Consider the following 19,426-nt stretch of genomic DNA (forward strand, 5'->3'; position numbering starts at 1 on the left):
GATATGCAAAACTTAATGCACCGCCTTGCCGGCGGCCGGCTGCTAGCCGCCATCGCGGCCCTAACCCTCACCGTAGGGGGGCTGTTTGCCTTTCGTGCGCTTCCAGTTGATGCGTTTCCCGATCCTTCACCCTCGCTGGTTCAGGTGTTCACCGAAACCGAAGGGCTCTCTCCAGAAGAAGTCGAACGCTATGTAACCTTCCCAGTCGAAACCGCGATGTCCGGTCTTCCAGATGTCGAGGAAATCCGATCGGTCTCGAATTTCGGTCTCTCCATTGTAAACATCTATTTCGAGGATGGCACGGATGTGTACTTCGCACGCCAGGTCGTAGGCGAGCGATTACCAGAGGCAAGCGAAGCCATCCCAGATGGTTTCGGGACGCCCCAGCTCGGGCCCATTTCGAGCGGACTAGGCATCATCATGTACTTTCGCGTCGTCGATGAGACTGGCGCCTATGATCTGACCGAACTCCGCGAAATCACCGACTGGATGATTAAGTACCCTCTTCAATCCGTCGAAGGCGTGACCGAAGTGCTAGCGCTTGGCGGTTTCGAAAAGCAATACCAAGTTCGTCTCAATCCCGATCTTCTGATCGCCTATGATTTAGAGGTGGCAGATGTAATCGGTGCTCTAGAAAGCGCAAATCGCACGACCGGTGCGCAATTCATCGAAGTAGGCGCGGAACAATACACCGTGCGTGGTGTCGGCTTGGCACGATCGGTTTCCGACCTTGCAGAAACGCCGGTTAGCACGGTCAACGGTCGTTCGATCAGAGTGAGCGATCTTGGAGAGGTCGTTATCGGCGGTGGTACGCGCCAAGGGCTCGCGACTGCCAACGGCAATGGCGAGACGGTCGCTGGTCTCGTTCTTAAACTCTATGGTACGAACACGTCGGATGTGATTGAGCGCACACACGCGCGCTTCGATGAGATCAATGCATCCCTGCCAGAAGGCGTACGCGCCGTTCCATATTACGATCAGGGTACACTGGTTAGACGGGCGGCCTCGACCGTCACGACCGCGCTTTGGCAAGGTGCTCTGCTGGTCGCAGTTGTCGTGTTTATCTTCCTAGGTGGCTGGCGACCTAGCCTAGTGGTGGTCTTGTCAATTCCATTCTCGGTTGGCTTCGCCTTCATCTCGATGAGCGTGTTGGGCATTAGCGCGAATCTAATGTCTTTGGGAGGTGTCGCCATCGCCATCGGTATGATGGTTGATGGCGCTATCGTCATTGCCGAAAATGTCGACCGAGGTTTCCGGGAACGGCGAAATGGCGAGGACGCTCGCGATGTGGTCGCCAAATCAACCGCTGAAGTTATCGCTCCGCTAATCGCAGCCGTCGCAGTCGTGATTATTGTGTTTCTGCCTCTATTCTCGCTGGAAGGCGTTGAGGGTAAGACTTTCCGACCGCTTGCTGCGTCCGCCGCCCTTGCCATGACTGGATCGCTCCTCTACGCCGCGCTAGTCGCACCCGCCATGGCCTTTGGATTAATCAAGCCCCCCAAACGCAATACGTCTGGCGAGGGCGCAATCGCCGGCTTCGTCAAGTCTGTCGCAAGCGTGTTCGTCCGCGCACGCCTTGCTGCGGTTGCGTTAGCGCTTGGACTTTTGGTCATCGGAGGGTTGGCGGGCTCGAGATTGGGCTCGGAGTTCACACCCGCTCTCGAAGAAGGTGATATCTTACTTCGCGTCTCGATGGCGCCATCAATATCGCTCACTGAGGGGCGCGAGACATCAACACGACTTGAACGTCGATTGCTGGCGGCGTTCCCTGAAATTGACTCCATTGTTAGTCGAATTGGCCGAGGCGAGGTCGGGGCTCACGCTGACCCGGTAAACAGTATTGAGGCCTTTGTCGCTTTGAAGCCAAGGTCAGAGTGGCGACCCGGCCTCACACCGACCGACTTGCGTGCAGAAATATCCGAAGATCTGGAGTCTTTTCCGGGAATCAGAGTGAACATCGGGCAACCGATCGCGATGTCGGTTGATGAACTTCTAACCGGCACGAAAGCTCAGCTCGCGGTAAAAATTTTCGGTCCTGACATGGATGTGCTGTTGGAAGGTTCGCAGGATCTACAATCAATTCTTCAACGTGTCAGCGGGGCGAGTGATGTGCAGGCTGATCAGATCACCGGCGCGCCACAGTTAGTCGTCTCGGTCGATCGCGCGGCCTTAGGCCGATATGGTCTTTCAGTGGAGGAAGCCCTTGATACGCTGAGCGCGGCCGTCGGCGGGGCGGAAGCCGGCGTCCTCTTTGAAGGGGTTCGCCAGTTTCCAGTCGTCGTCAGATTTGACGAAAACCGGCGTGACAATGCGCAGACGATTGGCCGACTTATCCTAGAAAGCGAGAGTGGTGCTCGGGTGCCGCTTTCAAGTGTCGCCTCGATAAGAACTGTTGTCGGTCCTCGTCAGATAACGCGTGAAAATGGGGAGCGTTTCATAACCGTGCAGCTCAATGTTCGCGGGCGCGATATCGGCTCCTTTGTCGCCGATGCGCAAGCGGCAACCTCCAGTCAGCTTGACCTTCCGCCTGGTTATCGCGTCGAATGGGGTGGTCAGTTTGAATTGCAACAACAGGCCAATGCCCGCTTCGCCGTGGTGATACCGATTACGTTGGGCATCGTTCTTCTCATCTTGTTACTCGCATTCGGGAGGCTCAAGTCAGCGATATTGATCCTGCTGAACATTCCTCTCGCGTTGACCGGTGGCACCCTCGCTTTGTGGCTGACAGGATTACCAGTCTCGGTGCCAGCCACGGTCGGGTTCATTGCGCTTTTCGGCATTGCTCTTGGTAACGGAATGGTGCTCGTCAGCTTTATGGATGACTTCGCGCGGCAGGGCCGCGACCACAATGCGCTCGCTATTGAAGCGGCAGGACTTAGGGCGAGACCTGTGTTGATGACAGCGCTCACGACCGCGCTTGGACTGGCACCATTGCTATTTGCGACTGGAGTAGGTGCTGAAGTACAGCGCCCGCTAGCGACCGTTGTGATGGGCGGACTGGTGTCATCAACCGTGCTTACACTGCTCGTCCTACCCGCGCTGCATCGGTGGTTTGCACCGAAACCAGGGAGTCATGTTTCGGTATTGGAGACAGAACATACACATGACTGAGGACGGGGCGCGACCAATTCGCGATTGGTCGCCGAGCGTCAAATACCGGCGCGATTTTTAGGACCCGCGCGCTAGAAATTGCGGATCGTAGCCAGACGATAACGCTACGATCCGCCCGGAGCTCAGCATGGGGTCGCGCAGGGACTGTTGAAACTGACCTGAGACCCTCCGGTCCCTCGTTTAATTCGAGTGTCTGGGTCTTTCATAGTCCATGGTTTGAGGTCTGGCGCGCTGCGGGCGTCAGCCCGCCCAGTGATGAGTTGGGCCGGTGGGTGTTATAGTCGTGGCGCTAGCACGCCAGCACCTTGCGCGCGTGAGCGGGGCTGTCGAAGACATACTCGTTCAGGCATTCATCCCTCAGCTTATCATTGAAGCTTTCGACGAACCCGTTCTGCTGGGGCTTGCCCGGCGCGATGTAACCGCCGACTCAGCTCACGTCCGCTCGTGCGCCAAAGCGGATTATGGGCTGGATTTGATGAAAGGCGCGGCTCATTATTTGGTGATTGTGTGGCTGGAGTAGTAATGATGAAACTGATTGTTTCTCAATTAGGCGAAGGTGCTGGGATATCACTCTCAGATGCCGAGATGGAAGTTCTTGGCCTTCAAATCGGAGACGCACTGGAGGTCACCCAGCAGCCCGACGGCAGCTTGGTGCTAAGGACATGTTATCTTGATCAGATTGAGCTTGCAGAAAAAATCATGAGCGAAGATCGAGATATTTTATCTAAATTGAGCTGATCTCTGACTAGCATTCTAAGCATAGAAGACTGCTCATCTGGCTGGTGACCTGAGCCCCATTTGGTCCCGCATTTGAATTGCAGCTACCTAGAAAAACGGGCCCCGCAGGGCCCGTCTCTGATCCTAAGATCGCGCGAATACCAGTTTCCGCCGCGCACCGCGGGCACCCTTAAGGCTGGTGTGCCGTCTTTCATCGCTCTCGGCACATACACTTTATGCCAGATATTTCCAGAATGTCAAAAAGTGCATGCTATGCAATGAGTTGCCGGGCACGAGCCTCTTGGGAGCCCTATGTGTGAGCAAAAACCTAGGCTTCTGTGAGAAAACACCGATAAAATCGGATTTGGCATTGAAAGCTGACTCCAAGCCTTTGATTCTATTTTGGTTATTCAGTGTTCTGATTGCCTGCTTGGTCTTTTCTCACACTCGCAAATCTCTCAGCGACATTTATGATTTCGGCACTTTGAGGGATGGCTCCGCAATCCACCAGTCGATCGACAATTGACTGATAATCTTCGAAGAACCGGCGCCAGGCGCGCATGCCTCCAAGTTCACCAACGGCCATGATCATCGCCTGATGGGAGGCAATGAGAAGAGCATTTTGTTCCTCGAGTTTGGCGATCTTGCGCTTTGCTTCGGCCAGCATCTCGCTCTCTTCGAGGCCGAGCCGCCCCCGATTGTTACGAGCGATGCGCAGGACCGTTTGGGCAAGTTTCTGGCATTCTTCCAGCTGGAGCCGTTTTGCGGCGTCACGCGAGAGGGTCGTGTGCGCGACGCCCAGTTCCGCCGCGGCGGCGCGCAGGGTGATCTTGCGCCCCTCTTCAGCAAACCTCCGGCACACTGCGCCCAGCTCCGGGCAGGGCGCTTCAAACGGGGAAGGGGAGATGCCGACCGTCACAGCAGGCCCTCGATCTTCTTCTCCCCATAGCGCTTGCCCAGATCCGGGCCGTCCGGAAACACTTGCTTGCCCGGTGCGGTGTCGCGCGCTTGCTCGATGGCCGTCAGGCGCTCTTCGGCCTGGCGGCGGGCCGCCACTTTCGAAGCCTGCGTGCCAGGGTGCTTATCAATGGTGCTGAGGATGGTGCGGTATCGGCCGGCGAGCTTGTCGAGCTGTTGCTCCTCTAGAGCCGATCCTGTTCTCACGAGGTGGCAGCATCCATTGAAGCACTCGAGATGTTTGGGGCAGGGCTCCACGACGAAGGAATTCATGCACAGGCCGTAGGGCGTGATCTGCATGCCATCGGCTTCTGTAGCGAGGAAAACGAGGGCGGTCTCGTCACCTTCCGCTTCCTGAATGCGCCGGAACTCGTCAGCAATCGGGCCCTGTGCGCGGCCGGCGCTGATGAGTTTGAAAGCGTCGCGCGCCGGACCCGTCAGAAGATCTTCCGAACCGTCTGGCAGCTCCATGGCGTCGAGCTCTTGGGCCAGAGTTCGGCTGTCGTATTCGTGGCTTTGTGCAACGCTCTTTCGGCCAAAGCGGTTGGTGATGATCGTATCGGCGACACCAGCCGCGAACAGCTCGTTATTATGCATGTGCCGCGAGGAGTGGCTCTTGAAACTTAGAGATTTGAACTCCGGCTTTCCGTATTTTGCATAGAACGATTGACCTGCGCCTTTAGACCCTTTCTGTGAGCCAAGCGCGACCGCCAAATCACTCGGAGTTAGCCGTCCGACAAAGGCGTACCTGGTGATATCGCAAACGCCACCATTCCGGCCTTCAATTAGGGCTCGTTTGGGAGCGAGGAACAAGCAATGATCAGGGGCGAGTTCACGACCACCTTCCAGATGAAAAGGTTCTGTGTCGCTGAGCTTGGTGGGTATGTTCAGACGGATTTGTCGCTCAAGCCTCCATATTGGAACGCCAATATTCGAAAGTCGGCGACCACGAGCATTTGGGTCAAATTCCACTTTCGAAATCCATGAGTTCTCCTTGCGCGAGAAGAATGTCCGCAAGGCTTGTGTGTAGTTCGCTCCGTTATGTTTCAGCCGGGCTTGATAATCGCGGATTTCGTGAAGCACTTCGACATCGAATGTGGCTCGGTATTTCTCGGCAAGGTCTCTGTTGTACTCACCATCGAGGCCGAACGGGTTCCCTGTTAGCTGCGTGAAGACATCTTCAAGTGAGACAATCTCATCAAGCTCAAATTCTGGAAGAATGCGGCCTGTTTTAAGCTGGGAGGTGAGTCTCTGCCTTAGCGGCGCGGTCATCCTGGTGGCGGTTTCGACGAGCTCTAAAATCCGCTCTTCAAACAACCGTAACACTGACGTGGTGGCTTCGGCATGTATCGTCCCAGTATGGTCGCTTAGCTCCTGTTTTTCTGCGAAGTGACGCAAGAAAAGAGTGCGATCGACTCCTCCAATAAGCGAAGGCTTCCCACCACGAGGGTCGAAGTAGGATTGGCTTACAAGCGGATCGACCGGAACGGTCACGGTTTCGCCGACCCTCAAGCCCATGAGGAGGTGTAGTTCGGCCGCTAAGAAGCGAACTGCGTCGTAAGTGCTTTGCGGCTGTTCCTCCAGAAGGATCCGCAAAAGCTCCCAGAACTCCGTCGCACCCGGAAGCCTTTCTTTGGTTCGCCGCTCGTCAACTGATGTCCGAATGGTTCCGACATCCAATCGAGGCTTGTTTGACAGCGTCTGCTTCCGATGAAGAGGACAGTAGATTGATAGACCTAGTGCGTCGATGACGATGACCTGAGCCTCCACCATCGACCGCAGTTTCTCGTTTTTGTCGACCTTCGCTGTAATCTTGAGAGCGCGTGCAACATCTTCGCGACTTATTTGCCAAGGCTCTTGACCTGAGCAACAGCTGGCCAGGGCCCTCACAGAACGGCATATGCAACTATAAGTGTAGCGAGCGCTGTTCCGTAACTCGAACAAAGAGCGAATCGTGAGTGCTTTGATCAGGTCAGCCCAACCATCCGACAGAGGGGTCTTTTCCAGTGATTGATTTTGGTCGGGATTTCCAGATGCCAGCGCCTTTAGCGTGGCGAGGTCGGTGCCTAGGTCCTTCAGGTAAAAAGCTGGCGGTTTAGGGGCGCCAGTGATTTCGTTGAGATCCCATCTGAACGCCTTGATGATTTGTCCGGATTCGTCGGTTGGCGTATGCCAGGACACACCATTTGCCTTTGCGATGCTCTTATAGCTCTCAAGGAAGCGATCGAAGGCCGGATGACGCGATGTAGTGGTCATTGGCTCGCCTCCGAACCTTCCAGGTCCGAAATTATCGACTCGACGGTCTCAAGAACGCGTCGAAGCTGGCCGAAAGCGGGAGTGACCTTGTCTCCCTTGTTGGTGCCTATGAACTCGCCGACGATATTGCGGATTGAGTCGCGCGCCGCGCGATGAACCTCGATATCGCGGAGATACATGAACTTGTGACAATCATAGCAGGCGAGGGCGGGTGTTTTAGGGCAGAAGGACTGACCGATCGCACAGCCGCCGATGCCGGCGATCAGATGGCCGTGTGGCGCGCCTGAGACCTGTTGGTCTTCGGGGAGTTTGTTTAGCTCCTCCAGGTCCACGCTCTTGGACTTCAGGGATGCGTCGATCGCTTGAAAGAGGGGAGACAGGCCCAAGGCCGCATTGATTTTCTCCGCCTGGGTCGGGCTCATCTCGATGTAAGTATCGGCCGTATCGATATCGGAGTGCATCAGGAATTCAGCCAACTCGAGCCTGGAACTTCCAGCGTCTGCCTTTCTCTGGGCTGCCGTATGTCGAAGCTGGTAGGGTGTTCTGCGGATACCGGTGAGGGCCTCAGTAAGGCCTCTGACGATCCGAGTAACTTCTTGAGGCGGTACACCGAAGAGCGACTCAGCCCTGTCCAGGCGGAGGCTGCCTTCGAGCTCGTCACGCCGGCGAAGCCAGGCGACCAGAATGGGAGCCCAATCGCGTTTGATCTTTCTGGTTTGTTCCTGATTTTTCTGACGCGTTCGTTGTTTCGCGTACCGAAAGGTCAGGTGGACGATAGCTTGTCCGTCCTCCGCTTCTCTGACGCGAACGTGGGCCACGTTCCTGTTCGCAATCTGGATAGGCCGCATTGCGTGCTGAAAGCAAAGCATGAGGATGGCGGAGTCGCGGAGGATCTCTGTTGGTAGCTCTCCCTCATTCCTTTGCCGTATTCCCGTGCTGAGTTCATCTAGGTGATCAATCACCTTACGCTCTTCTTCGAACGTCAGAATTGCCGAGCCGTCGCGGACTGTCCGATGTTTCGATCTAGTGACGGGCGATCTAACAGTTCTGAGAATATTGGAGTGCGCTTCTTCCCAGCCAGCTAGGCCGATGTCGCAAAAGAACGCCAAAACCGCCTTTCCACACTGAAAGTAGTTCGTGTTTTCAACGTGGTGCGATGCTGAAGAGAATTCGCTCCGAAGATGATCAAGAGCCAAGTTAGGATCGACGACCGCGAGCCGCACGAGTGGAACCTGCACGCTTAGAGTGCTGAGAATGTGGTGGAGGTAATGCGCCGCGGTCACAGCGTTCTTTTGAAGCCTATAAACCGCAAAATGTTTCAGTACGTGAGCTATTTCGCCGGAAATTCTTTCAAATTTTAGTTTATGTTCCTGACCGTTAGCGGAAAGAAGCCAATTTTCATCGAGCGCTTCAACAGAACGGACTTGCTCGTCGTATTCATCAAAATACCTGATACGCTTTGGGAGCGGGCCAAGGGCAGCTGCTGCTGCCTTGAGATAGCTGCCGCCCGGGTCAACACCGTCGGAACTTGTCGCATCGAAGTTAAAGTTGAACTGAGACATTAACCCCATCCGCCTGGTTCTATGGCTCTGAGCGCATCGACGTGCGCATCGAAATCGTCGTTCCAGACCGTTTCGATCTGGCGCTCCCAATATGCGCGGGCGTACAGCCGAGGCATATTGGAGGTGTAGGTCCAGCCGAAGAAGGCCCTGAGTTGGGCCAAAGAGTCCGCCTCGTCTTTCCCATGCGCTCGGAAGTGAGCGAGCCGGATCACTGCGCAGGTGTGACGGAAATCGTGAGCGCTGATGCGCGGCCGACGAAGATTTTCTTGAAGCGCCAGCTTCGCTTCGTCTGACAACAGCGTTGAAACGCGATCGAAAATACGACCCAAACCTCTGACGCCTAGAGGGGCGCCTCGATTGTTAAGGAATAGCTGAGGGTGAGGGGACCGTCCTCGATAATTCGTAGCATAGGCATCGATATATTCAGCAACTTCATGGGAAACAGGTATCTGCCGGATGCTCTGAGAGTTCTTGATGGAGGGCGGGTCGCAATAGCGCGGATCTTCGTCTTCAAATTGGTTCTGGACGTTCATCCAGTAGCGAGGTTTGAGCGTGCGTTCGTCGGTCCCGGTTTTGACGGCGTCGGCTGCCAACAGAAGCGCCTCGCTCCTCCTGAGGCCCTGATGCAGGAGGCAAAGCAGGATCGCCATGTTACGCCAGCGCTGCGGCTCTGAGCGAAACGGATTATCCGGGCTATCAGGCTTAAAGAGTGTGTAGAGCTCTTCAATCACCCGTGCCGGCAGGGCACGTAAGACATGGATTCTTTTCGGAAACGGATTCGGAGAGAGGTTTCTATATCTCAGCTCCCAGCGTTTTATGTGAGACGATAATTCGTGCAGCTTCGATTTATCGTTTGATGTATGCGACAGATCCTGGAGCGTCTCGAGAATAAAGTCTCTTGTGGTGCGCCAAGCGCGGTTGATGTCTGCGCCGGTGCGAGCGGCTCGGTTTCGCTCGGCAGTGAAATAGGCCTCAAGAGTGCGATCTAGCTCATCGGTTGCCAAGTTCGCTATGAAACGGTCCATGACATCATAGCCGTAGAGCTCCATCGCGAAATTGTAGAGCCTCTCAATTGCCCGCAATTTCTTCCTGATCGTCGATTGAGCATTCCCGGACCAATTTCTGAGAGCGTAGATGGTTGCCCAATAACGAGGGGTGCTCGTTCTGGGGTGAACCAGGTATGGGCCAGCAAGAAATGATGGAAGCTGTGCACGGGAAGCTTGGCAGAGCGGCATAAGGCAAGACTGAAGGTGGCTGTTTCGGTGAACAAGCCCTATGCAGCGTTAAGGGCAGCCCTGACCATGCAATAGAATCAATAGTATAAAAAGCCCAATCTGAAATTCATATCATGCCTAATGCACCGATTTATTGTGTAGTGGTGATTTCCACCTCTTTATCTAATAATTTGCTTTGTTCTGTTTTCGGCAATTTGTCGAAACTTTTGAATTATATTAGTGATGGCTGTATAATGAGGTATATTTTTATTGATGTCTTTCGACACGCATAATACGTGACCTATAGCCTTCACACGATTCCCAATTCATGGATCATGCGTTTCGTTTACTTGTATCACGTCAGTGAGAAAGTCGGGAAGGAGTTTGGTCAATGCACCAGTTTTGAAAGTACCGGCCCCCCGCATAATAAATATTATGAGAAATGCTAGATGCTACGCTCTGGCTTCCCTAGGGCGTTTCGCGGCTAAGTCCGAAACTTCTTGCCCGTGCCGGCATCGATGGTCACGACCATCCCGTCAAAGGCGGGTTCGACATTCTCCGGGCAGCGATCGCTCAGAGCGTCGTAGTCGAGATCGATATGAAGATTGGTGAGAATGCCGTATCGGGCACGCACCTGTTCGAGCCAGTCCAGCGACTGGCCGACATGGGTATGTGTCGGATGTGGCTTTTCTCGTAGCGCATCGAGTATCCACAGCGGCACGTCCTGCAGCGCGTCGAACCCGGCCTGGTCGATCGCGCTGACGTCCGGCGTATAGGCAACGGGTCCGAACCGCAGACCGGCGCAGACGACATTGCCATGCTGAACCGGGAAAGTTTCCAGCTCTATCGCCCCGCCCTCGCCCTCGATCGAGATTCTGCCTCGCTCAGGCAGATCGCCCGCTTCAAGCAGCGGCGGATAGCCAGACCCTGGCGGAGTTTCAAAGATATACCCGAAGCGTTTGAACAGATCAGCCCGGGTCGAGACGTTCATGTACGCCGCTATTCTCGCCTGGTGGCGATAAACAATGGCCCGGATGTCATCGATACCGTGTGCCTGGTCGGCATGAGCATGGGTGTAGACGATGGCATCGGGAACCGGGCTGCCGGCATCGATCAGCTGCTCGCGCAGATCCGGTGAGGTGTCGACGAGAATTCGCGTGGATTTTCCGTGCTCTAACGCCTCAAAGTCTGAAGCTTTTTCAAGGAGGATCGAGCATCGGCGGCGCCGATTTCTTGGATTTTCAGGATTGCAGCTGCCCCAATCGCCATCCGCACGCGGAACGCCACCCGACGAGCCGCATCCCAGAATGCGGACGCGTATGAGGCCCTCGGCGCTCAACCGGCCAGTCTGTGGAAGAGCGCCAGCGAGTTTTCTCGTGTCCGCCGGGCGGTTTCCTCCACGCTCCAGTCGCGTAGTTCTGCAAGTTTTTCGGCAACATGGGGCAAGAAAGCCGGTTCATTGCGCTGACCGCGCCTGGGGACCGGCGCCAGATACGGACAATCGGTTTCGATGATCACCTTGTCGTCGGGCACGTCCTGAGCAAATACGGCTCGGACGTCCTCGGCCTTCTTGAAGGTAATGATGCCCGAAGCAGAAAACCAGGCACCGAGCGCGGCTGCGCGCCGCGCCAGGTCGTGCCCGCCCGTGTAGCAGTGCAGCAGGATCTTGAACCCACCCTTCCCCATCTCTTCTTCCAGAAGATCGGCCATCTGCGCATCGGCATCCCGGCTGTGCAGGATGATGGGCAGGCCGGTCTGCCGGGCAGCCTCGATATGCGCACGCAGGCTGGCAAACTGATCTTCGGCCGGGCTGTAGCCGTAGTGGAAATCCAGTCCCGTTTCGCCAATCGCCACCACCTTGGGGTGCCGGGCGATTGTGATCAGTTCATCGGGCGTGATGTCCGGACGGTCCTTGGCGTGATGAGGATGAGCACCGATTGTGCAGAATACGTCCTCATGAGCCTCGGCAACGGCCCGGACGTCATCGAATTCGTTGAGGCGGCAGCAGATCGCGATCATCGGCGAGACGCCCGCCTCCCGCGCGTGTGCCAGGACGATTTCACGATCTTCTTCATAGGCTTCACCATGAATATTGATGTGAGTGTCGATCAGCATTTCGGCGTTCAATTCCGACTATTGAGTCTCGGCTTGAGCGGCTTCCTTCAGGATCGTGAATGCCGCGTGCGTGGTCTGCTTGGGATCCAGATAGAGGGTTTCGCTCTCGCGGGCCAGACGCGCCAGTGCATCGCCTGCTGCGACCCATTTGCCTGCGCGGTCTGCGCCCTCTCCGCCCAGAATCGCTGCGCGGGCGCGGTCGTGCGCATAGCGTTCAAGAAACTCCATCAATGTACGGCGGACAGCCTCCCCATCGCGTTTCGCGGTCTCGCTGGCGAGCACGCCGACCGCTCGCGAGTCCAGCCTTGGAAGAGTCTTGAGTATGCCATCGAGCGTCTCTTTCAGGCGCGGCGCATCGGATTGTGAGAGAGCAAGCGCGCGACCCGGAGCTCCGCCGGCCATATCAGCGCATCGCCGCGCGATCTCTGCGTCAATGCCGTGCCGCTCCGCGAGCCAGGTCGCGCACGCGTCAGGGGCGGAGGCGCGCAGAGACAGCCGGCGGCATCGCGACCGGATCGTAGTGGGCAACCGGCCAGGCGCATTGACTACTAGCAATAACAACCCCTTGGCGGGCGGTTCTTCAAGTGTTTTGAGAAGGGCATTGGCCGCATTCGTATTCATTTCGTCGGCTGCGTCCACGATACAGACCCGCCAGTCGGATTCGCTCGCGCTTTTGGAGAAGAATTCCGGCGCGCGCCGGCTTTCATCGACGGTAATCTCGGCGCGCAGCTTGCCGCGTTTCGCATCGAACGGGCGACGAATGAGCAGAAAATCAGGATGGGACAACGCTTCCAGCCGTCTGGAAACTGTATCCTCAGGCCCCACCGAGAGGGGCGATTTTCCCGTGGGCGCACCGCCGAGAACGCGGCGGGCAAGACGCCACGCGAAGGTCGCCTTCCCGACCCCTTTGGGGCCGGTAATCATCCAAGCATGATGCATGCGCCCTTCGGCAAAGGCTTCGCCGGCCTGACGTTCGGCATCGTCATGGCCAACCAGGTCGTAGACTTCTCGCGGATGAGCGAGTTCGCCCTCTCGGTCGGCTTCCGGGATTGGGTCGTCCGCCATGCTCAGCTCCCTAGACGGGAGTCAATGACGGCCAACGCGGCCTGGGCAAGCTCTTGCGGAGGCTGAGTGGCATCCAGCACGGCGCATCGATCCGGCGCGGCGGCGGCGATATCGAGAAAGCCCTCGCGCAGTGCGGCGTGAAACGAAAGATCCTGCTTTTCGAACCGGGTCGCGTCCTCCCCGCGTTGGCGGGTGCGCTCCATGCCTATGGCCGGGTCAAGATCCAGGATCAATGTCAGGTCCGGTTCGAAGCCATCAAGGGCAAGCTGGTGCAGCCGGTTCAGACGATCGCGATCCAACCGGCCAGCCGCCCCCTGATAGGCGCGCGTGGAATCGGAGAAGCGGTCGCAAATTACCCACGTGTCCGAATTCAACGCCGGCCGAATCCGGCGATCCAGATGGTCCACCCGTGCCGCATAGAGCAACAAGGCTTCACTCAGTGAAGACCAGCGATCCGGTTCGCCGCTCACCAGAAGTGAACGTATTTGTTCGGCATTCTCGGTTCCGCCTGGCTCGCGGGTCACATCGACCGCGTGCCCACGCGCTTCAAGCGCATCGGCCAGCGCTCGAGCGAGGGTCGATTTCCCCGCGCCCTCGCCGCCCTCCAGCGTGATGAACCGGCCTGCCACCGGCATTAATTCCCGCGGATCAGGTGAACGAGAGCGCTGACGGCGCGGCCGACCATTCCCTTGCCGGGAACAGATTCGGCTGCCTCCACAGGCACGGTCTCCGTGCGTCCTCCGGGGAATGTCACGACAAGCTGCCCAACCGGGTCGCCTTCGAGAACCGGCGCGCGCAAGGGGCCTTCAAAGACAATCTCGGCCGTCAGGTCCGCTCGTTCGCGCCGATGGACGCCCACTGTCAGACCTTCGCCCGCACGCAGATCGACAACTGACGCCGTCCCCATGAAGACATCGGCCTGACCGAGGACTTCTCCGGCCTGCACCAGCTCTACAATTTCAAACTCGGTGAAGGCGGCGCGCATGATGCGCTCGGCCTCGTCGGCCCGGGCGCGCCCACTCTCCATTCCATTGAAAACCGTAACGCGCCGGGTTCCATCGCGTTCGGCCGAGCCTACCAGGCCGTATCCGGATTCCTCGGTGTGACCGGTCTTCAGCCCGTCCGCACCCTCGACGACTCCCAGAAGCGGATTGCGATTAAACTGACGAATGCCGTTATAAGTGAAATCGGTTTCCGAATAAATTTCATAGAGTTCCGGGAATTCCTCAATGATCAGCGCAGCGAGCCGCGCCAGATCCGCGGCAGAGATTTCGTGATCCGGGTGCGGCCAGCCGGTCGCATTCTCGAAATTGGCGCTCGTCAAACCGAGCTGATGAGCGCGTTCGGTCATCGCGTCGGCGAAATTCGATTCGGTTCCTTCCAGCCCTTCAGCGATGACGATGCAGGCGTCGTTGCCGGATTGAACGATAATGCCGCGCAGCAGATCGCCGACCCGCGCCCGCGTGTTCGGCTCCAGGAACATTGTCGACCCGCCAGTCGCCGCGCCGCCGCGGCGCCAGGCCTCCTCGCTGACTGGAAGCTCGTCATCCAGCGAGAGGCGACCGTCGCGGATCGCCTCAAACGCCATATAGACAGTCATCAGTTTGGACATGGATGCCGGGGGCATCGGTTCGTCGCCATTCTTCGAGAACAAGACCTGGCCGGTCTCGAAATCAAGAATCACCGCGTGAGTGGCATCCGTCGTGTAAGCGCTGTCCTGGGCGCGAGCGGCGCCGGCCGGAGCGAGTATCAGCAGGCAAATGGCGGGAAGTGAGCGCAGCACGGCAGACGCCTCCTAAAGACAATGATGGGTCGCTAAGGCTCGTGAAAGGCCATGAAACCCTGACGGAAACAAGGCGGCAAGGGTCTGGCTTGCAGTCACCGCTGCGCGGTTTGTATCGGCTCGAGCGTTTCCGCGTCGAACCGGGGCGGGCCTTCGGCGGGATCAAAGGCCATCGGCGGCGCAGCCCGATCCTCCACATCGGCCGGTCCCAGCGCCTCGATGAGGACTTCGGCAACGCCGTCCTCCACGAAGTCTAGCTCGTTGGCCGCAGCGAAGCTGAGATCGATGATGCGCCCTTCGACGAAGGGGCCGCGATCGTTGACACGAACGACGACGCTTTCACCGGTATCCAACCGCGTGACACGCGCAAGACTGGGCAGAGGAAGCGTCGGATGAGCCGCTGTCAGCGCATGCTGGTCGAAAACCTCGCCATTGGCTGTCAAACGGCCCTGGAAGCGTGCGCCGTACCAAGAGGCCAGCCCTTCATATACGGCGCGTGGGCGTGCTGAATCGGCGACCGGGATGATCCAGGGGCCACGCCCCTCTCCCAACGCCGGCGCGCGCGCCGATTCTTCGCCACCGGACGTATCTGAATTCGTCGCGCAAGCGGACAAAAGGGCAAACGCGCCAAGCGCGCAGAGCGATCGAGCAAGCCGCAAGGTGTGATCCTGTATCCTGGCTGTCACGCCATTCTTGCCCGAAGCGGGAGCCTCCGGCTACACCTTGTTTCACGGAGGGGTGGCAGAGTGGTCGATTGCGGCGGTCTTGAAAACCGTTGAGCCGCGAGGCTCCGGGGGTTCGAATCCCTCCCCCTCCGCCATTTTCCGCCTGTCCGGCCCAAGGCATAGTCTGCCCGAGACATAAGTGCTCGCGTGACGGCGCGGTGTCGTGCGCAAATAGGCCGCGCACGGGCCGCATCTCCAAGCGACCTTTATCCCCGCCAGTTCGCGAAGCGCTCACACTGTGGTCTGGCTCTTTCTCATCTGGATATGGTTTCGCGCAGTCTGAAGCAGAACGAGAGTCGTGGTAGTAGTAGGAGTCGCTTCGTTGGCGCTTTCGACTCTCACGAAAGGCCCGCGTCGGTAATAGGCCCGTTAGCGCCGCATGCGGTCGAACAGGTCGATCAGTTCGGCGAATTTTTCGCTCTGCTCGCCGGCATCTCCGCTCTCGATCGCGTTATGGACGCAATGAGCGGCATGATCTTTCAGCACGAGGCCCTCGACCTTGTTCAGCGCGGCCCGCACGGCTTGGACTTGCTGCAAGACCTCGATGCAGTAGCGGTCTTCTTCGAGCATGCGCGAAATCCCGCGGACCTGCCCCTCGATCCGCTTCAGGCGCCGGAGAGTATCCGGCTTATGAGCGTCGATCATTGACTTTTTATACTCCGTGGGGGTATGGGCCATACTCCCTACGATATTGCGATTTGATGAGCAAGAACCTGTATCGCCTTCCTGTCCTCCTTCTGCTTGCGCTGGTTTTCAGCGCGGGATGGGCGTCGTGTGTCTGCGCTGAAGCGGGCCATGAGCCCGCTCACGCGGCGAGCGCTACTGCGACTGCGGAACATGGCTCACATATGCCACATGAACCGGCTCGCGAAGCCGTAGGAACGGGATGTCACGATGCATGTGACGGCTGCGCGGAGCTGGCGGCCGTAGACGCGGAGGCGTCCTCAATGCGGCTCGCACCCGCGCCGTCTCTCGTGGCGATTTCAAGTGCGGGCGCCTCGGGTGGTCACCATCCGGTTCAGGCGCGTTCACCGTCTCACGTTGACCCGATTCCATCGCCGCCGCGGATGCGACGGCTTTCACCGGTCGGTTTGCACGTCAAAAGTCTCGATTGAGTTGAAGGCTTCGCGCGCTCCGGATTTTCCAATCCGGCAGAGCGGAGTGTGCATATCCCTGCTCTTCAACCTGTTCGGGACCTATTCCGATGCTCAACCGACGTCACTTTCTAAGCCGGGCAAGCGCCCTCTCCGGCCTTGCCGCGACAAGCGCCCTAACCCCGGCATGGGCCCGCAGCGCAGCCGCGCTCGGCACGGGTGTCCTGCCCTCTCTATCCGGGACCGATTTCGATCTCACGGTCGGGCGGACACCCTTCTCCGTGGACGGCCGTGCGAGTTCGGCGATCACCGTAAACGGGACGGTCCCCGCCCCGCTTCTGCGGTGGCGCGAGGGGGACGAGGTTACGCTGCGCGTTCACAACACGCTGGACATGGCGACGTCCATTCACTGGCACGGCATACTGCTGCCGTTTGAAATGGATGGAGTGCCCGGCGTGAGTTTCCCGGGCATCGCCCCGGGTGAGACCTTCACCTACCGCTTCCCCTTAAGGCAGAGCGGCACTTACTGGTATCACAGCCATTCCGGCCTCCAGGAGCAGGTTGGCCATTACGGACCGATCATCATCGACCCGGCAGGGTCCGATCCGGTCAGCTATGACCGCGAATACGTGATGGTCCTGGGTGACTGGACGTTCATGGACCCGCACCGCCTGTTTGCAGAGCTGAAGAAGAACGGCCACAGCCTGAATTACAATCAGCGCACACTCGGCGACTTCTTCGCCGATGCCCGGGAAGACGGCCTGGGCGCAGCGCTGGGCGATCGACGCATGTGGGGCGCAATGCGCATGACGCCGACCGATATCGCAGACGTGACCGGAGAGACCTACGCCTATTTGATCAACGGGCTCGGCCCCGACGACAACTGGACCGGTCTGTTTCAATCAGGAGAGCGGATTCGTCTGCGCATTATTAACGCCGCGGCGATGACGATTTTCAATGTCCGCATTCCCGGTCTGCCGATGACCGTGGTCCAGTCCGACGGGCTGAACGTCCAGCCGATCGAAACCGATGAGTTCCAGATCGGGGTTGCCGAAACCTATGACGTGGTCGTCACCCCTGACGAGGACCGGGCCTACACGTTCGTGGCTGAATCCATCGACCGGTCCGGGATGGCCCGCGCAACACTCGCGCCACGGCCCGGCATGGAGGGTGAAGTGCCCGCGCTGCGCGACCGCACGCTCCTCACCATGGCCGACATGGGCATGGCGCACGGGCATGGGAACCATAACTCAGACACACCGGAGGAGATGGCCCCGGATAGCGTGGAGAGCAGCCATGCCGGATCGCATGCGGCCATGGATCATGGCGGAGGCCATCGAGGCCATGCCGGCATGGATTCGACGGGCTCAGAAGCAGGCCACGCCATGGCCGGTCATGGTGGCGCAAACGCGAGCCCTTCGTCGTCGCCAACCGTGCACGACCACCCCACGGGCCCAGGTGTGGCAAACACGGCCACGATGCCGGTCAGTCGTCTGGATGAGCCGGGTATAGGACTGGAGGAAGTGGCACACCGTACGTTGCGCTACAGCCAGCTTCGGAGCCTGGCGCCCACGGCGGACCATCGCGAGCCAGGGCGCGAGATCGAGCTCCATCTGACCAGCAACATGGAACGCTACATGTGGTCCTTCGACGGGGTCCGGTTTTCGGAAGTCGTGGACCCCATCTTGTTCCACGAAGGCGAACGCGTGCGGCTCACAATGGTCAACGACACCATGATGCCCCACCCCATCCACCTGCATGGCATGTTCTTCGATCTGGTGCTGCCTGGGTCAACGGGAGGCCACGAGGCGCGGCACTGGCCGCGCAAGCACACGGTCATCGTCAAACCGGGCGAACGCCTGTCAGTCGATGTCACAGCAGACGAGGTCGGCGACTGGGCCTTTCACTGCCACCTGCTCTACCACATGCACGCCGGGATGATGCAGGTCGTCTCCGTTCGTCCGGATCCGGGCGATGCCAATCCATCCCATCATTCGATGCATGGCGATCACACCATGACCGGGGAGGACATGTAATGCGAGTGTTTGCGAGCCTGTCTCTTGTCTCGGGACTTCTGGTGTCTTCGCCGGCTTTGGCGCAGGGCACGTGGAACGCGGCCGACGCCTACTATGACGCCGAGCGCATGGATGAGGTGCGTGCGGCAGTTCAGCAGAGCCATGGAGGAATGCGTCATCTCTATCTTGAGGCCGACCGTCTGGAATACCGGTCCGGGGGCGGCGAAGAAGCTCTCTTGTGGGATACACAGGCCTGGTATGGCGGCGATCTGAATCGCCTCTGGCTGAAGAGTGAAGGCGAATACAATCTCGACCATTCCGAGTTTGAAGAGGCCGAGATTCAAGCGCTCTACAGCCGGGCCGTGACCAGTTTCTTCGATCTCCAGGCCGGCATCCGTCAGGACCTCGAGCCGGGCAACACGACCTACGCGGTGGTCGGTATCCAGGGCCTCGCCCCATACTGGCTGGAGCTCGATGCGGCCGCGTTTCTAAGTGAGGACGGCGACCTCACAGGCCGTGTGGAAGTTGAATACGAACTGCTGATTACGCAACGTCTCGTCTTGCAGCCTCGTGCTGAGCTGGAGTGGGCGCTGGAGGACGATCCGTCTCGCGAAACCGGAGCGGGCCTCACCGAAGCTGCGGTTGGTGCCAGGCTGAGATATGAACTCAAACGCGAATTCGCCCCTTATCTGGGTGTGAGCTGGTCGGGCCAGCTGGGTGAAACGGCCGATCTGGCCCGGCTTCGTGGAGAAGACCCGGATTCGCTTTCTCTGGTAGCAGGCATCCGGCTCTGGTTCTAATCGGAGGCGACC

General features: G+C 58.3%; 15 protein-coding genes, 1 tRNA gene and 1 pseudogene. 5 read left to right on the forward strand and 12 right to left on the reverse strand.

All coding sequences use genetic code 11. The features are described from left to right. Window positions 1-3 precede the first annotated feature (3 nt). Complete coding sequence (locus PGP17_RS13460; protein ID WP_270375860.1) at window positions 4-3,111, forward strand: efflux RND transporter permease subunit; 3,108 nt, start codon at window positions 4-6, stop codon at window positions 3,109-3,111. A gap of 202 nt (window positions 3,112-3,313) precedes the next feature. Here the strand turns inward: PGP17_RS13460 and PGP17_RS13465 are convergent. Then, window positions 3,314-3,529: pseudogene (locus PGP17_RS13465) on the reverse strand (integrase core domain-containing protein); the annotation flags it as partial. A 104-nt stretch (window positions 3,530-3,633) separates the two neighbouring features. On the opposite strand from PGP17_RS13465, the gene PGP17_RS13470 reads away from it, so the two are divergent. Beyond that, window positions 3,634-3,849 (forward strand): hypothetical protein, encoded by a 216-nt coding sequence (locus PGP17_RS13470; protein WP_270375861.1) that lies wholly within the window; start codon window positions 3,634-3,636, stop codon window positions 3,847-3,849. 385 nt (window positions 3,850-4,234) lie between these two features. Here the strand turns inward: PGP17_RS13470 and PGP17_RS13475 are convergent, their stop codons facing one another. From PGP17_RS13475 to PGP17_RS13520, 10 genes are all read right to left on the reverse strand, one after another. Then, entirely contained in the window at window positions 4,235-4,747 is a 513-nt protein-coding gene (locus tag PGP17_RS13475; protein WP_270375862.1) for a hypothetical protein, read from the reverse strand. Beyond that, window positions 4,744-7,041, reverse strand: a complete 2,298-nt coding sequence (locus PGP17_RS13480) for a hypothetical protein (RefSeq protein ID WP_270375863.1) — start codon at window positions 7,039-7,041, stop codon at window positions 4,744-4,746. The genes PGP17_RS13475 and PGP17_RS13480 overlap by 4 nt, the downstream gene beginning before the upstream one ends. Next, a complete protein-coding gene (locus PGP17_RS13485) occupies window positions 7,038-8,603 on the reverse strand; it encodes a site-specific integrase (RefSeq protein WP_270375865.1) in 1,566 nt (521 codons plus the stop codon). The genes PGP17_RS13480 and PGP17_RS13485 overlap by 4 nt, the downstream gene beginning before the upstream one ends. Further along, window positions 8,603-9,652 (reverse strand): site-specific integrase, encoded by a 1,050-nt coding sequence (locus PGP17_RS13490; protein WP_270375866.1) that lies wholly within the window; start codon window positions 9,650-9,652, stop codon window positions 8,603-8,605. Before PGP17_RS13490 ends, PGP17_RS13485 begins: the two co-directional genes overlap by 1 nt. Window positions 9,653-10,301: 649 nt before the next feature. Continuing rightward, entirely contained in the window at window positions 10,302-11,156 is an 855-nt protein-coding gene (locus PGP17_RS13495; protein WP_270375867.1) for an MBL fold metallo-hydrolase, read from the reverse strand. Continuing rightward, complete coding sequence (locus PGP17_RS13500; RefSeq protein ID WP_370373411.1) at window positions 11,153-11,932, reverse strand: TatD family hydrolase; 780 nt, start codon at window positions 11,930-11,932, stop codon at window positions 11,153-11,155. Before PGP17_RS13500 ends, PGP17_RS13495 begins: the two co-directional genes overlap by 4 nt. An 18-nt stretch (window positions 11,933-11,950) precedes the next feature. Beyond that, the gene (locus tag PGP17_RS13505; RefSeq protein ID WP_270375869.1) at window positions 11,951-12,997 is read right to left on the reverse strand and encodes a DNA polymerase III subunit delta'; all 1,047 of its coding nucleotides are present in this window, start codon (window positions 12,995-12,997) and stop codon (window positions 11,951-11,953) included. A gap of 2 nt (window positions 12,998-12,999) precedes the next feature. Then, window positions 13,000-13,632, reverse strand: coding sequence for a dTMP kinase (tmk, locus tag PGP17_RS13510; RefSeq protein ID WP_370373413.1), 633 nt, complete (start codon window positions 13,630-13,632; stop codon window positions 13,000-13,002). Next, complete coding sequence (locus tag PGP17_RS13515; protein ID WP_270375871.1) at window positions 13,632-14,780, reverse strand: D-alanyl-D-alanine carboxypeptidase family protein; 1,149 nt, start codon at window positions 14,778-14,780, stop codon at window positions 13,632-13,634. The genes tmk and PGP17_RS13515 overlap by 1 nt, the downstream gene beginning before the upstream one ends. A 95-nt stretch (window positions 14,781-14,875) precedes the next feature. Further along, window positions 14,876-15,331 (reverse strand): septal ring lytic transglycosylase RlpA family protein, encoded by a 456-nt coding sequence (locus PGP17_RS13520; protein WP_270375873.1) that lies wholly within the window; start codon window positions 15,329-15,331, stop codon window positions 14,876-14,878. Window positions 15,332-15,512: 181 nt separating this feature from the next. Here PGP17_RS13520 and PGP17_RS13525 point away from each other — a divergent pair. Continuing rightward, window positions 15,513-15,600: transfer RNA gene (locus PGP17_RS13525), tRNA-Ser, on the forward strand. A gap of 274 nt (window positions 15,601-15,874) precedes the next feature. On the opposite strand, the gene PGP17_RS13530 is transcribed toward PGP17_RS13525, so the two are convergent. Further along, entirely contained in the window at window positions 15,875-16,150 is a 276-nt protein-coding gene (locus PGP17_RS13530) for a metal-sensitive transcriptional regulator (protein WP_270375874.1), read from the reverse strand. A gap of 559 nt (window positions 16,151-16,709) precedes the next feature. On the opposite strand from PGP17_RS13530, the gene PGP17_RS13535 reads away from it, so the two are divergent. Next, window positions 16,710-18,635, forward strand: coding sequence for a copper resistance system multicopper oxidase (locus tag PGP17_RS13535; protein ID WP_270375875.1), 1,926 nt, complete (start codon window positions 16,710-16,712; stop codon window positions 18,633-18,635). Further along, window positions 18,635-19,414, forward strand: coding sequence for a copper resistance protein B (locus PGP17_RS13540; RefSeq protein ID WP_270375876.1), 780 nt, complete (start codon window positions 18,635-18,637; stop codon window positions 19,412-19,414). Before PGP17_RS13535 ends, PGP17_RS13540 begins: the two co-directional genes overlap by 1 nt. The last annotated feature ends 12 nt before the right edge of the window (window positions 19,415-19,426 follow it).

Source organism: Marinicauda sp. Alg238-R41, from assembly GCF_947331485.1.
Taxonomy (GTDB): domain Bacteria; phylum Pseudomonadota; class Alphaproteobacteria; order Caulobacterales; family Maricaulaceae; genus Marinicauda; species Marinicauda pacifica.

Bases quoted from the DNA above. Each gene is read 5' to 3' on its own strand.
- PGP17_RS13490 (WP_270375866.1), bottom strand. From the start codon at position 9,652: ATGGAGCTCTACGGCTATGATGTCATGGACCGTTTCATAGCGAACTTG.
- PGP17_RS13500 (WP_370373411.1), bottom strand. From the start codon at position 11,932: ATGCTGATCGACACTCACATCAATATTCATGGTGAAGCCTATGAAGAA.
- PGP17_RS13505 (WP_270375869.1), bottom strand. From the start codon at position 12,997: ATGGCGGACGACCCAATCCCGGAAGCCGACCGAGAGGGCGAACTCGCT.
- tmk (WP_370373413.1), bottom strand. From the start codon at position 13,632: ATGCCGGTGGCAGGCCGGTTCATCACGCTGGAGGGCGGCGAGGGCGCG.
- PGP17_RS13470 (WP_270375861.1), top strand. From the start codon at position 3,634: ATGATGAAACTGATTGTTTCTCAATTAGGCGAAGGTGCTGGGATATCA.
- PGP17_RS13535 (WP_270375875.1), top strand. From the start codon at position 16,710: ATGCTCAACCGACGTCACTTTCTAAGCCGGGCAAGCGCCCTCTCCGGC.
- PGP17_RS13530 (WP_270375874.1), bottom strand. From the start codon at position 16,150: ATGATCGACGCTCATAAGCCGGATACTCTCCGGCGCCTGAAGCGGATC.
- PGP17_RS13485 (WP_270375865.1), bottom strand. From the start codon at position 8,603: ATGTCTCAGTTCAACTTTAACTTCGATGCGACAAGTTCCGACGGTGTT.
- PGP17_RS13480 (WP_270375863.1), bottom strand. From the start codon at position 7,041: ATGACCACTACATCGCGTCATCCGGCCTTCGATCGCTTCCTTGAGAGC.
- PGP17_RS13540 (WP_270375876.1), top strand. From the start codon at position 18,635: ATGCGAGTGTTTGCGAGCCTGTCTCTTGTCTCGGGACTTCTGGTGTCT.
- PGP17_RS13460 (WP_270375860.1), top strand. From the start codon at position 4: ATGCAAAACTTAATGCACCGCCTTGCCGGCGGCCGGCTGCTAGCCGCC.